Here is a 12,690-nt window from a genome sequence, read left to right on the forward strand (position 1 = left end):
CATGGCTGGACGACGAAGTCTTTCAACTCTGACCACCGGGGTGATCCTGATCGGCGTAGGGGTCTTTTTCTTCCTCTACCAGGTCATGGACTGGGACATCTCGGTCATCGAGATTCTGCGCCTGATCATCCCCGCCTTTTTCCTATGGATCGGCTTGACCAAGCTGGTGCGCCATTACACCTGGGACCCCCAGGAAGCCGCCAACAACGCCGACAAGACCAGCCTGCTGGGTGGACTCTTCTTCACCTTCCTGGGCACCGTCATCGCCCTCGACTTCTTGTGGGAGTACGACTTTCTGCCCCTTTTCGCCTTCTACTGGCCGCTCGTCATCGTGACCTTCGGGCTGGGCAAGATTATCGACTACTTCCGCCTGGGGACGGCCATGCGCTTTCGGGGCGGCGAGATCTTCGGCATCATCGTCCTCATCTTCATCGGCCTCTCGGCCCGCACCATCGACGATGCCCATTGGAACCTTCTGCCTCCCTTCCTGGAGCGAGACGACCGCTGGGAGCGCGCGCCCCGCTGGCAAGAAGCCTATTCGGTCGACCTGGAAGGAGCCACCAGCATTCACGTAGCCAACCTTTACGGCGACGTGCGCATTTCGGGCGGAGAGGGGCAAGAGGGCGTGCGGGTCGAGTTGGTCAAGATCGTCAATGAATCGCGAAGAAGCGAGGCTCGGGAGGTGGCAGACCGCATCCGCCTGCAAAGCGAGGTGTCGGAGGGGGTGTTGCGGATCTCCACCAATCGCAGCTCGGTCTCCAGCAACCTCCGCTTCCGCACCGACATGGTCATCACCTTGCCGGACGACATGCCCCTGCAAGCCGTCAACGGCTACGGCTACCTGCGGGCCTCGCGCATGAAGGCCCCGGTCAAGCTGGAAAACAACCGCGGCGAAGTGGTGGCCGAATTCATCGACGGATCGGTCGACATCACCAGCCGCCGTGAACCAGTGCTGGTCCGGCGTATCAACGGCGATCTCACGGTCAGCAACGAACGCGGCTCGGTGCACGCCGAAGACGTCACCGGTCTGGTGCAGCTTTCCACCCAGCACGAAGAGATCAGGGCCCAAAGCGTAGACGGCGACATGCGCCTTTCCAACTACCACGGCAGCGTGCGCCTCAACGACATCGAGGGGATCGTCGAGATCGACGCCGTCGGCTCTCAGGTCAGCCTCTCCGACATCAGCAGCGACGTGACCGTGAGCAACTCCTACAAGGACTTCGAGGCCCGCGCGCTGGGAGGCACTCTGCGCCTCTCAACCAATAATTGCGATTCGGTCAGGCTCAACGAAATCGCCGGACTGGTGGAGATCGACGGGCGCCATTTCGACATCCTGGCCGAAGACCTGCAAGGGGGACTCACCGTCCGCGGAGAAAGCATCGGCCTGCAAGCGGAGCGGATCAACGGCCCGCTGGTGGCCCACACCAGTCTGCGCGACATCAGCATAGAAGAGGTCCCCGGCCCCCTGGATGTGCAGAACACCAACGGAGACATCCGGGTGGGGGCCCGGACTCCGCTGCGGGGAGCTTTTCTGGTCGAGAACAGCAATGGAGCGCTGGTGCTCGAGATCCCCCGCCAGGCCGCCTTCAACCTGACTGCCCAGACTCAGGGAGCCAAGATCGAATCGGACTTCGGCAACATTGAGGAAAGCGATGAAGCGCTGCGCTTCTCGCAGGGAGAGGGGGGCGTCGAAATCCGCCTGCAGAACCGATTCGCTGGGATCCGCATCAAGGCCGTCGGATGAGGCGGTATGAAAGGAATAGAAATGATTCAGAAACTGACCCTGGCAAGCCTGCTCTTGCTGACTGCTTCCTGCATTCAAATCGGCGATTTCGGGAAGGTAACCTACGCAGACATGAAGTCATCTGAACCGTCTCAGGGCGAAACCCGCTTGCAGGCGGAGGTCGACATGTCGGTTGGAGAGCTCATGATCCAACCCGGTGAAAACGACTTCACCTACAAGCTTGACGCCCGCTACAACAAAGAAGCCTACGAGCCCAAGGTCTCAATGTCCCGCGATGGAGATACCGCCAAACTGAAGGTCACCTTGGAGAAGACCTCCAGCGGCACCGCGCGCGGCAAAAACGAACTCGACCTGCGCCTCAACCCCCAGGCCGTCCTGGCCCTGACGACCAAAGCCGGCGTGGGCGAAGCCAGAATCGATCTCTCCGACATGAAAGTCGAGGAACTGCGCCTCGCCTCGGGCGTAGGCGCCACCCGGCTGACCATGCTGACCGCCAATCCCGTGCGCTGCAAGAGCTTCAAGATCGAGGCCGGCGTCGGTGCCCTGGAGGCCACCGGCCTGGGCAACCTCAATTTTGAGAGCATGCGCTTCGAGGGAGGCGTGGGAGGAGCCGAGCTGGACTTCTCGGGAGCCTGGGAGAACCCGGGTGAAATCGAGATCGAAGTGGGCGTGGGCGGTGTGGAAATCCGCATTCCCCGCGACGTCGGCGTGCGCCTTCGGGCCTCCGAGAGCTTTCTCTCGGGACTCGACTTGAACGACTTCCAGAAGGAAGGCGGCGGCCGCTACCGCAGCAACAACATCGACGATGCCCGCAAAGTCATCTCCATCAGGCTGGAAACCGGGATCGGGGGAGTCGAGATCAACTGGATCTAAGCGCGCCTGACGACACCATTCTCATCGCTTGCGCTCTCAGGCGAGAAACCGTCCGCCTGCAACGGCGCCTGACCGAACAGGCGGGCAGTCCCGAACTTTCTCAAAGGCTCGATTTCCGTCACACCGGAGTGGGAGCGCGGCGCAGCGAGAGCAGGCTGGCCGCCTTGTTGAGCGAGCGACGCCCCCGCCTGCTCATCTTCACGGGAACGGCCGGCGGGCTGGATCCCTCGCTGAACATGGGCCAGGTGGTCTTGCCGCGGGCCTGGCGCTTTCAAGACGGATCTCTCCACCCCCATGATGAGGCGCTGCTGGCCGCCGCGGCTTTGCAAGCGCAGAAGCTGGGACCCGGACTGCTGACATTGACCGACCTGGGTTTGACCGTGGCGCGGCCCGTGCTTCTCCCCTCGGCCCGCAAACGCCTCCACTTGAAGACCGGCGCCGCTGTCTGCGATATGGAATGCGCCGCCGCCCTGCGCACCGCCGCCAACCTGCAAGTACCCGTCCTGGCCCTTAAAGTGGTGTCGGACACCTCCCGGTCCCGCCTGACCGACTTCTGGAAACACCTCGACTCCAACCTCGACCGGCTGGCCCTCACCCTCAAAACACTCATCCCATCGCTGCTCGATTCCGGCTTTTGACGGCTTGCCTGGGGCAAATGCCCCAGGGATTGCGCTGGTCCCGCCGTGAAAGGGCGCTAGTGGAGGGGTTTGTTCGGGCACCGGTGTTGCTGTCTAGGAGGTATCATCATGAGCAACAAGACCACTATTCTGGACGGAAATCAGGCGGCTGTCTCCATGGCCTACCAGACCAGCGAGGTGATCGCCATTTATCCCATCACTCCTTCTTCGCCCATGGGCGAATTGGCCGACCAGTGGGCTTCGGCGGGCCAGCCCAACGTGTGGGGATCGGTTCCTCTGGTGCAGGAGATGCAGTCGGAAGGCGGAGCCGCCGGAGCCGTCCACGGGGCGCTGCAGGCGGGAGCGGTCACGACCACCTTCACGGCTTCCCAGGGGTTGCTGTTGATGATCCCCAACATGTACAAGATCGCCGGAGAGTTGACCCCGGCCGTCTTCCACGTGGCGGCCCGTTCGCTGGCGGCCCAGGCCCTTTCCATCTTCGGAGATCATTCCGACGTGATGGCGGTGCGGGCCACGGGGTGGGCGCTGCTGGCTTCGGCCTCGGTGCAGGAAGCCGCCGACATGGCCCTGATCGCTCAGGCCGCCACCCTTGAAAGCCGCATTCCCTTCCTGCATTTCTTCGACGGCTTCCGCACCTCTCACGAGATTTCCCAGGCCGCTCTGCCCGAAGCCGAAGTGGTCAAAGCCATGGTGGACGAGAAGCTGGTGGAAGCTCATCGGCGGCGGGCGCTCACCCCGGACCGGCCCGTGATACGGGGCACGGCCCAGAATCCCGACGTCTTCTTTCAGGCCCGCGAAAGCGTCAACGCCTACTACCAGCGCTGTCCCCGGATCGTAGAGGACGTCATGCAGCGCTTCGCCCAGTTGACGGGACGCCGCTACCGCCTCTTCGACTACCTGGGCGCACCCGACGCCGAACGCGTCATCGTCCTCATGGGATCGGGTTGCGAGGCGGCCCAGGAAACCGTCGAGCACCTGCAAGCCCAGGGCGAGAAGGTGGGGTGCCTCAAGGTGCGCCTCTACCGTCCTTTTGCGGCCCGGGCTTTCCTCGAGGCCCTTCCCGACGGCGTCGGGTCCATCGCCGTCCTCGACCGCACCAAAGAACCGGGAGCCTCGGGCGAGCCTCTCTACCTGGACGTTGTAGAAGCGCTGGCCGAGAGGGCCCAGAACAACGGTGCCGGCATGCCCCGCGTCATCGGGGGACGCTACGGGCTGTCTTCCAAGGAGTTCACCCCGGCCATGATCAAGGCGGTCTTCGATGAACTCAAGTCGGCCAAACCCAAGAACCATTTTACGGTGGGCATCAACGACGACCTGACCCACACCAGCCTCGACTACGATGAGGATTTTTCCACCGAGCCTGACGACGTGACCCGGGCCGTCTTTTACGGCCTGGGCTCGGACGGAACCGTCAGCGCCAACAAGAACTCCATCAAGATCATCGGCGAGAAGACCAGCCATCACGTGCAGGGATACTTCGTCTACGACTCCAAGAAAGCCGGTTCGGTCACCGTCTCCCACCTGCGCTTCGGCCCGCGGCCCATTCATTCGACCTACCTCATTCACCGTCCCAACTTCGTGGCTTGCCATCAGTTCGGATTCCTGGGCAAGTACGACATGCTCAGCCAGGCTGAGCAGGGTTCGCTGTTCCTGCTCAACAGCCCCTTCGGCCCCGAGGAGGTTTTTCAACGTATTCCGCGCGAGGTGCAGCAGGTGATCATCGACAAGAGGCTGCGCCTGCATGTCATCGATGCCTACGCCACGGCCCGGCGCATCGGCCTGGGAGTGCGCATCAACACGGTCATGCAGACGTGCTTCTTCGCCCTCAGCGGCATACTGCCCCGGGGGGAGGCCGTCGAGGCCGTCAAGGACTCCATCCGAAAGTCATACGGCAAGCGGGGCGAGCAGGTGCTGCGCATGAACTTCCAGGCCGTCGAGCAGGCCCTGGAGAACCTTCACCAGGTCGAGATTCCGAGTCAGCCCCGAGGCGACCTGACCCTTCCCCTGGCCGTGCCCGAGCAGGCGCCGGAGTTCGTGCGTCAAGTGACGGGCGAAATCATGGCCGGGCGCGGCGACCAGCTTCCCGTCAGCGCGCTGCCCTGCGACGGGACCTACCCCTCGGGGACGGCGCGCTGGGAGAAGCGCAACATCGCTCAGGAGATTCCCGTGTGGGATCCGGACGTCTGCATCCAGTGCGGCAAGTGCGCCATGGTGTGTCCCCATTCGGTGATCCGCATCAAGGTCTACGACCCCGCCCATCTGGAGGGCGCGCCCCAGTCATTCCTCTCCTGTCCGGCCCGGGACAAGGAGTGGAAGGAGCTCAAGTACACCATCCAGGTGGCTCCCGAAGACTGCACGGGATGCGCGGTGTGCGTCGACGTCTGCCCCGCCCGCAACAAGTCCGAAGCGCGGCTCAAGGCCATCAACATGCGTCCTCAGCGTCCGCTGCGCGAGCAGGAAAAGGGCAACTGGGACTTCTTTTTGCAGATCCCCGACATCGAGCGCGGGCAGGTCAATCATCAGCGCGTCCGCCAGGCTCAGGTGCTGGAGCCGCTCTTCGAGTTCTCAGGCGCTTGCGCCGGGTGCGGCGAGACACCCTACATCAAGCTGATGACCCAACTTTTCGGCGACCGGGCCCTGGTGGCCAACGCCACCGGCTGCTCCTCCATCTACGGCGGAAACCTGCCCACCACTCCCTGGACCCGCAACTCCCAAGGACGAGGGCCGGCCTGGTCGAATTCGCTTTTCGAAGACAACGCCGAGTTCGGATTGGGCATGCGGCTGGCTCTCGACAAGCAGACCGACAGCGCCCGCAAGCTGGTCGAGCAACTGGCGCCACAGATCGGGGCAGAGCTGGCCCAGGAGATCCTGCGAGCCCGACAAAGCGACGAAGCAGGCATTTTCGAGCAGCGCCGCAGGGTGGAGCAACTCAAAGGGAAGCTGGAGCAGATGGATTCTCCCCAAGCCCTGAGGCTGCTTTCGCTGGCCGATATGCTGGTCAAAAAGAGCTTGTGGATTATCGGCGGCGACGGGTGGGCCTACGACATCGGCTTCGGAGGACTCGATCACGTGCTGGCTTCGGGACGCGACGTCAACGTGCTGGTGCTGGATACTGAAGTCTACTCAAACACCGGGGGACAGATGTCCAAGGCCACGCCGCTGGGGGCAGTGGCCAAGTTCGCCGCCGGGGGCAAGCCGCTTCCCAAGAAAGACCTTGGGCGGATCGCCATGTCCTACGGCCACGTCTACGTGGCCTCGGTCGCCATGGGAGCCAAGGACGAGCACACCCTCAAGGCCTTTCTGGAAGCGGAAAGCTATCCCGGCCCCTCGCTCATCATCGCCTACTCCCACTGCATAGCCCACGGCATCGACATGACCACCGCCAATCAGAACCAGAAGGCGGCCGTGGAGTGCGGCTACTGGCCCCTCTACCGCTTCGACCCGCGCCGCGAGGAGGATGGTCACAACCCCTTCCAACTCGATTCGCGCAAACCCAAGCTTGACTTCAAGGACTATGCCTACCGTGAAAACCGTTTTAAGATGCTGAGCAAGACCGATCCCGCCAAGGCCCGCCATCTGCTGGATATGGCCCGCCAGGACCTGGCCCGCAAACGGCGCCTTTATGAAGAAATGGCTCAGCGCCCGGAGGTGAACACATGACCGACCTGACGACCTCCTACCTTGGATTGCAACTCAAAAATCCGCTGGTGGCCTCGGCCTCTCCGCTCTCCGAGAGCCTCGACAACTACCGCCGCCTGGAGGATGCCGGCGTTGCCGCCGTGGTCAACTACTCGCTTTTCGAAGAGGAGATTACCCACGAGTCCTACGAACTGCACCACCATCTCACCCAAGGCACCGAGAGCTATGCCGAATCGCTCAGCTACTTCCCGGAACCCGAGTACTTCAAATTGGGGCCGGAGGAATACTGCAAGCACATTCAGCACGCCGTGGAAGCCGTCGACATCCCGGTCATCGGCAGTCTCAACGGGCATTCCCTGGGGGGTTGGACCAAGTATGCCCAACTGATCGAAGAAGCCGGCGCCGCGGCCCTGGAACTCAACCTCTACTACCTTCCTACCGATCCCGAAGTGTCGGGCCAGGAGATCGAGCGGCGCTACCTGGAAGTGATCAGGCAGGTGCGCTCCAGCGTCAGCATACCGCTGGCCGTCAAGCTCTCTCCCTTCTTCAGCGCCATGGCCCACTTGGCCCGCAGCATCGACCTGGCGGGGGCCGACGGACTGGTGCTCTTCAACCGCTTCTACCAGCCCGACATCGATTTGGAGGAGCTGGAGGTGGTCCCCAACGTGCTGCTGAGCAATTCCCAGTCGCTACGCCTGCCGCTGCGCTGGATCGCCATCCTGTTCGGTCATCTGCAGTGCAGCCTGGCGGGCACGGGAGGCGTCCACACGGCTCAGGACGCACTCAAGATGGTTATGGCCGGCGCCGACGTGGCCATGCTCTGCTCAGCCCTGCTGCGAAACGGAATCGATCATGTTCGAGAAGTCCTCTCCGAGCTAGTAGAATGGATGCAGGAACGAGAGTACGATTCGGTCCGCCAGATGAGAGGCAGCCTCTCGCAGCGGTCCTGCCCCGATCCGGCGGCTTTTGAACGCGCCAACTACATGAGGGCGCTGCGCACCTACCGGGTGAACTGACAGGAAGGGGTCCGCCATGCGTGAGATTCAAGCCTATGAACTGATGAACCGCGAAGTCATCAAGGTCCGCGACGACATGACCTTGCAGACAGCCGCCTCCATCCTGGCCGGCAATGCCATCTCGGGAGCGCCTGTGGTGGATGGCGACGGCTCCGCGGTGGGGGTCATCTCCTACTCCGACATCGCCGCCCATGCCGCCGAAGGGGACGAAAGCCTGTCCGCCTCCGCCGACTATCTGCAAGGGTGGGAGGACAAGCTCAACGCCGAGGACCTCGATTCACTGCAAATCGATAACGGGGGCACTCTGGTGCGCGACGTGATGACTCCTACCGTCTACACCGTGCCTCACGACACGCCCGTCAAATATATCGCCCGCGCCATGATCGCCGGGCGCGTCCACCGTCTCTTCGTCACCAAAGGAGATGCCATCGCCGGCATCATCACCACCCTCGATCTGCTGAGCATCCTGGCCCGGGATGAAGATGAAGACTGACCTGTGGCACGACCTCCGCAGGGATGCGCGCCCCCCACAGTTCGCCACTCTTCTCAGCCGCTTTGAAATGAGCTCTTGACAAATCGATGCTGATTGATAAAATGTTTTTTATCAAACTGAGAAAGGACGGTTTACCGATGAGCACGAGAGTGACGGGAATGATCACGGTTTTGTTGCTGGCAGTGCTGACCCTGCCGCTGTGGGCGCAAGAAGAGGGATCGGCTCAAGAGGGCTTTGAGCTCATGAAGAGACTGGAGGGCGAATGGAAAGCTGAGGTCGATGGCGGCGAATCGACCGAAGTGAGCTATCGCCTTTACTCGGGCGGTACGGCGCTCTTCGAGCACTTCTTGCACGCGCCTTCGGAGCGGGGCGCCTTCGCGAGTCCCGAACAGGCGATGATGGTGAGCGCCATCTACGTCAACGGGGGACGTCTCTTCCTCGATCACTACTGCACCTCCGGCACCCAGCCCCGCCTGGCGGCCCGCCGTATCAGCGACGAGATGGTGGAGTTTGAATTCGAGACGCCGCAGCGGGGAGATCACGAAGGCCACATCCACCGTGCCGTTTTCCGCTTCCAGGATGACGATCATTTCACCAGCCAGTGGACCTGGCGTGACGAGCATGGCCAAGAGCACAGCAGCATGCGTCGCCATACCCGGCAGCAGACCCGGTAGCTAGTGCTGCCGGTCATAAGTTCTGAGCCAGGGCCGCCGTTTTTTGTCCCTGACAGGGACAGATTCGCCAGCCCAGCGACTGTGTTCAAAGTCAAGTCCGGGCTCGCTGAAGGCGAGCGATTCGCCAGCCCAGGGTCAGCCCCGGCGAGCGCAAGCGAGACGGTGGCGCCACCCTGGGTTGCAGACGGCAAAGGTGCGAACGCTGAAAGCGTGGGATAACGCCACAGGGTGGCTCAAAACTCCTGACGCACTGCATTAGGGTCAGTCGACCTGGCGGAAAGATCGGCTGAGGAAGGCGAACATGTCGTCCAGCTTCTGCACCACCAGGTCCCAGCCGTGGGGTCCTTGCTCGATGATTTCGAAGCGGTGCTCGATGCCTCGCTGGTCGAGAATCTGATGAAGCTTGCGCACGCCTTCTTCCAGCGGCAGGGCTTGACCGTAGCGGTCGGCGGTTCCGTAGAAGAAATAGATGCCGAGACCGTCGTCCAGCGAGGCCTCTTGGGCCAGCTTCTCGAGGCTGTTGGCCAGCCAATGTTCGGTGTTGACCGGCGATCCGTAGAGTCCGCCCACCAGTCGGCGCAGGTACTGGGACAGCCTTCCTTCGTCGTCGGGAATGGAGGCCAGCGGGTCGTCGCCCAGCAGAACGATGGGCGAGCCCGCCGCCACGGCGCTGAAGAGCTGGGGCTGCCTGAAGGCGATCTTGAGGGCTCCGTATCCGCCCATCGAGGTGCCGCCCAGGGCCCGTGCCGAACGCTCGCTGCGCAGGCGGTAGCGTTCTTCGGCGGCCTTGATGACGTCTTCGTAGATGGCCCTTTCGTAGTGCACCGACCCGTCATGGGTGTCGGTGTAAAAGCCGCGTCCGCCGGAGGGATTGATGATCAGGAACTCGGGCAAGGTGCCGTCCAGCATCAACTGGGCCAGCCGCTCGGGAATGTTGCCGTAGCGTTCGACGGCCCAACTGGTGTGGTCGTTGAAGAGTCCGTGCAGGAAGTAGACGGCTGGAAAGCGGCGCTCCGGGGCCTTGTCGTAGGAGGGCGGCAGAAAGACGCTGTAATCGACGCTCTCTCCCATCGACTCCGACGAGAAGGTGTCGAACTCCACCCGTGCTCCTGCGGGCAGTTGGATCGTTTCGGGATTCTCCATCCGCCTGGGCTGGGCCCACAGCGAGCCGCAAAGAGCCGCCGCGGCCACGGCCACCCCAAGCCAACGCACCTTAGCTTTGACGCTGTTTTTCATCACTGACGGATTATACCCGTCACTCGCCGCTTCGTTCCATTTCTTCCAAGGCTCGGCTCAAAAGAGCAGGCGGGCGGCGGACTCGATCTTGGTGACGTAAGCGGGGACGGGGTAGCCGGGTTGGTTGAGGCCGGCCCAGGCATAGTCGCCCGGTGGCAAGGGACCTTGCAAACTGACCGTCACCGGGTGGAAATGCAGTTTGCGGAAGGTGATCTGGTGGCGGACGGGAGCCAGCGATTGCAGGCGCTTGAAGCGCAGTTTGTGATGCCTTGAAAAGACCGACAGGTCGTGGGCGTCGCGGGGCAGATCGACGCGGGGAAACTCCCACAATCCCTTGAGGAAAGGGGCGCTGTCGTCGCGGTGGAGCAGGAACTCTTCATCACGGCGGGCCACCGCCACCAGAAAATGAAACTCCTCGACCTTGCGCCGCTTTGACTTGACCGGCAGGTCCTGAGCGATTCCCTTCTCCAGACCGCGGCAACTGCCTTGAAGGGGACAACGGCGGCAGTCGGGGGAGCGGGGAGTGCAGATCAGGGCTCCCAGTTCCATCAGGGCTTGATTGAAGTCGGCCACCCGAGGACGCACGCGCTGGTCTTCCACACAGTCTTGCAGCCGGCTCCAGATTTCCTCCAGCCTCTTGCCCTTGAGTTCCTCCTCGACGGCCAGGTAGCGGGCCATGACGCGGCGCACGTTGCCGTCCACCACGGGGTGGGGCTGGTTGAAGGCGATGGAGCAGATGGCGCCGGCGGTGTAGCGTCCGATGCCGGGCAGGGCCAGCACGTCCTCATAGGCGCGGGGGAAGCGTCCGCCGTGCCGGCGGCAGATGGCCCGGGCCGCCTTGTGCAGGTTGCGGGCCCGGCGGTAGTAGCCCAATCCCGACCAAAGGGTCAGCACCTCATCGATGTCGGCGGCGGCCAGGGCCTCGATGTCGGGATAAGCCTCGATAAAGCGCTCGAAGTAAGGGAGGGCGGCCTTGATCTGGGTCTGCTGCAGCATGATCTCGGACAGCCAAACCCAGTAGGGGTCGGGATTGGCGCGCCAGGGAAGTTCCCTGCGCGCCGAGGCGTACCATTGCAGCAATGGGAGCGCCAGGTCTTCGATCATGCGCGCTCAGCCAGCAGGAGCTTGGCGATGGTGGCCAACTGCATGTTGGATGTGCCTTCGTAGATCTTGCCGATCTTGGCATCGCGGAAGTACTTCTCCACCGGGTATTCCTTAGTGTACCCGTATCCGCCATAGGTTTCCAACGCCACCGAGGCCACCCGCTCGGCCACCTGCGAAGTGAAGTACTTGCACATGGCGGCTTCTTTCACGAAGGGGCGTCCGGCGTCTTTGAGGCGGGCGCAGTTGTAGACCATCAAGCGGGCCGCTTCCAGCTCGGCGGCGGCTTCGGCCAAAGGAAAGTGGACGCCCTGGAAGTCGGCGATCTTGCGTCCGAAGGCCTCCCGCTCCTGGGAATAGTCGAGTGCGCATTCCAGCGCTCCGCGGGCCAGGCCGATCATCTGGGCGCCGATGCCGATGCGGCCTTCGTTGAGGGTCTCGATGGCGATCTTGTATCCCTTGCCCACCGGACCCAGCACATTGTCCTCAGGCACATGACAGTCCTCGAGGATGATCTCGCAGGTGGAGGAAGCGCGGATGCCCAGCTTGTCTTCTTTCTTGCCCACCGAGAAGCCGTCCATGTCTTTTTCAACCAGGAAGGCGGTGATGCCCTTGTAGCCCTTTTCGGGATCGGTTTGGGCGAAGACGATGAAGAGGTCGGCTTCCATGGCGTTGGTAATCCAAAGCTTCTGGCCGTTGAGCACCCAGTCGTCGCCGGCCTTGGCGGCCCGGCAGGTCATCTTGAAGGCGTCCGACCCGGACCCGGCCTCGGAGAGGGCGTAGGCTCCCACCCATTGGGCGGCCATCTTGGGCAAGTAGCGCGACTTCTGTTCCTCTGAAGCCCATCGCATCAAGGCGTTGTTGACCAGGGTGTTCTGGACGTCCACGATGACTCCGGCGGAGGGGTCGACCACGCTCATTTCTTCCACCGCCAGGATGGACATGAAGAAGCTGGTGGCGGCGCCGCCGTACTCTTCGGGAATCTCGATCCCCATCAGTCCCAACTGAAAAAACTCCTCCACCAACTCGCGACGGAACTTGCCCTCCTGATCCATCTCCTCGACGTGGGGCTTGAGGTTGGTTTTGGCGAAATCGGCGACCGTCTCCCGGAAGAGCTCTTCTTCCTCGCTCAGCACGGTCAGGGGCACAGGTCTTTCTTGGGCTTCTACGACGACCATAATATGTATCTCCTCCTTGTCAAGGCCTAAAGGCTCCTAAAAGGCCATTTTATCATTGTGCCATCCCGGACCGAAGGCCGCCTCTGCTATCATCGACG

Annotated in this window: 10 protein-coding genes; 7 read left to right on the forward strand and 3 right to left on the reverse strand. The window is 62.5% G+C overall.

Translation table 11 applies throughout. The annotated features are described in order from the left end of the window. The first annotated feature begins 1 nt into the window (after window position 1). From VLU25_11725 to VLU25_11755, 7 genes are all read left to right on the forward strand, one after another. Window positions 2-1,744, forward strand: a complete 1,743-nt coding sequence (locus VLU25_11725) for a DUF4097 family beta strand repeat-containing protein (protein HSR68598.1) — start codon at window positions 2-4, stop codon at window positions 1,742-1,744. A 21-nt stretch (window positions 1,745-1,765) separates the two neighbouring features. After that, on the forward strand, window positions 1,766-2,617 hold the full coding sequence (locus tag VLU25_11730; protein HSR68599.1) for a LiaF domain-containing protein: 852 nt from the start codon (window positions 1,766-1,768) through the stop codon (window positions 2,615-2,617). 128 nt (window positions 2,618-2,745) lie between these two features. Beyond that, complete coding sequence (locus VLU25_11735; protein ID HSR68600.1) at window positions 2,746-3,255, forward strand: hypothetical protein; 510 nt, start codon at window positions 2,746-2,748, stop codon at window positions 3,253-3,255. Between the two features lie 108 nt (window positions 3,256-3,363). Beyond that, complete coding sequence (gene nifJ, locus VLU25_11740) at window positions 3,364-6,915, forward strand: pyruvate:ferredoxin (flavodoxin) oxidoreductase (GenBank protein HSR68601.1); 3,552 nt, start codon at window positions 3,364-3,366, stop codon at window positions 6,913-6,915. Next, window positions 6,912-7,910 (forward strand): dihydroorotate dehydrogenase-like protein, encoded by a 999-nt coding sequence (locus VLU25_11745; protein HSR68602.1) that lies wholly within the window; start codon window positions 6,912-6,914, stop codon window positions 7,908-7,910. Before nifJ ends, VLU25_11745 begins: the two co-directional genes overlap by 4 nt. A gap of 16 nt (window positions 7,911-7,926) precedes the next feature. Further along, window positions 7,927-8,403: a CBS domain-containing protein gene (locus tag VLU25_11750; GenBank protein HSR68603.1), complete on the forward strand. Its 477-nt coding sequence runs from the start codon at window positions 7,927-7,929 to the stop codon at window positions 8,401-8,403. 137 nt (window positions 8,404-8,540) lie between these two features. Next, entirely contained in the window at window positions 8,541-9,077 is a 537-nt protein-coding gene (locus VLU25_11755) for a hypothetical protein (protein HSR68604.1), read from the forward strand. Window positions 9,078-9,338: 261 nt separating this feature from the next. On the opposite strand, the gene VLU25_11760 is transcribed toward VLU25_11755, so the two are convergent. From VLU25_11760 to VLU25_11770, 3 genes are read right to left on the reverse strand one after another with little or no spacing between them, the layout of a single operon-like run. Then, window positions 9,339-10,313: an alpha/beta hydrolase-fold protein gene (locus VLU25_11760; GenBank protein HSR68605.1), complete on the reverse strand. Its 975-nt coding sequence runs from the start codon at window positions 10,311-10,313 to the stop codon at window positions 9,339-9,341. A 57-nt stretch (window positions 10,314-10,370) separates the two neighbouring features. After that, window positions 10,371-11,417, reverse strand: coding sequence for an A/G-specific adenine glycosylase (gene mutY, locus VLU25_11765; GenBank protein HSR68606.1), 1,047 nt, complete (start codon window positions 11,415-11,417; stop codon window positions 10,371-10,373). Then, entirely contained in the window at window positions 11,414-12,592 is a 1,179-nt protein-coding gene (locus tag VLU25_11770) for an acyl-CoA dehydrogenase (protein ID HSR68607.1), read from the reverse strand. Before VLU25_11770 ends, mutY begins: the two co-directional genes overlap by 4 nt. Window positions 12,593-12,690: the final 98 nt, after the last annotated feature.

Source organism: Acidobacteriota bacterium (assembly GCA_035471785.1).
In the GTDB taxonomy this organism is placed as follows: domain Bacteria; phylum Acidobacteriota; class UBA6911; order RPQK01; family DATIPO01; genus JANQFM01.

Excerpts from the sequence above, each read along its gene's own strand:
- VLU25_11730 (HSR68599.1), top strand. The coding sequence starts at position 1,766 with ATGATTCAGAAACTGACCCTGGCAAGCCTGCTCTTGCTGACTGCTTCC.
- VLU25_11770 (HSR68607.1), bottom strand. The coding sequence starts at position 12,592 with ATGGTCGTCGTAGAAGCCCAAGAAAGACCTGTGCCCCTGACCGTGCTG.
- VLU25_11745 (HSR68602.1), top strand. The coding sequence starts at position 6,912 with ATGACCGACCTGACGACCTCCTACCTTGGATTGCAACTCAAAAATCCG.
- VLU25_11725 (HSR68598.1), top strand. The coding sequence starts at position 2 with ATGGCTGGACGACGAAGTCTTTCAACTCTGACCACCGGGGTGATCCTG.
- nifJ (HSR68601.1), top strand. The coding sequence starts at position 3,364 with ATGAGCAACAAGACCACTATTCTGGACGGAAATCAGGCGGCTGTCTCC.
- VLU25_11760 (HSR68605.1), bottom strand. The coding sequence starts at position 10,313 with ATGAAAAACAGCGTCAAAGCTAAGGTGCGTTGGCTTGGGGTGGCCGTG.
- VLU25_11750 (HSR68603.1), top strand. The coding sequence starts at position 7,927 with ATGCGTGAGATTCAAGCCTATGAACTGATGAACCGCGAAGTCATCAAG.
- VLU25_11755 (HSR68604.1), top strand. The coding sequence starts at position 8,541 with ATGAGCACGAGAGTGACGGGAATGATCACGGTTTTGTTGCTGGCAGTG.
- mutY (HSR68606.1), bottom strand. The coding sequence starts at position 11,417 with ATGATCGAAGACCTGGCGCTCCCATTGCTGCAATGGTACGCCTCGGCG.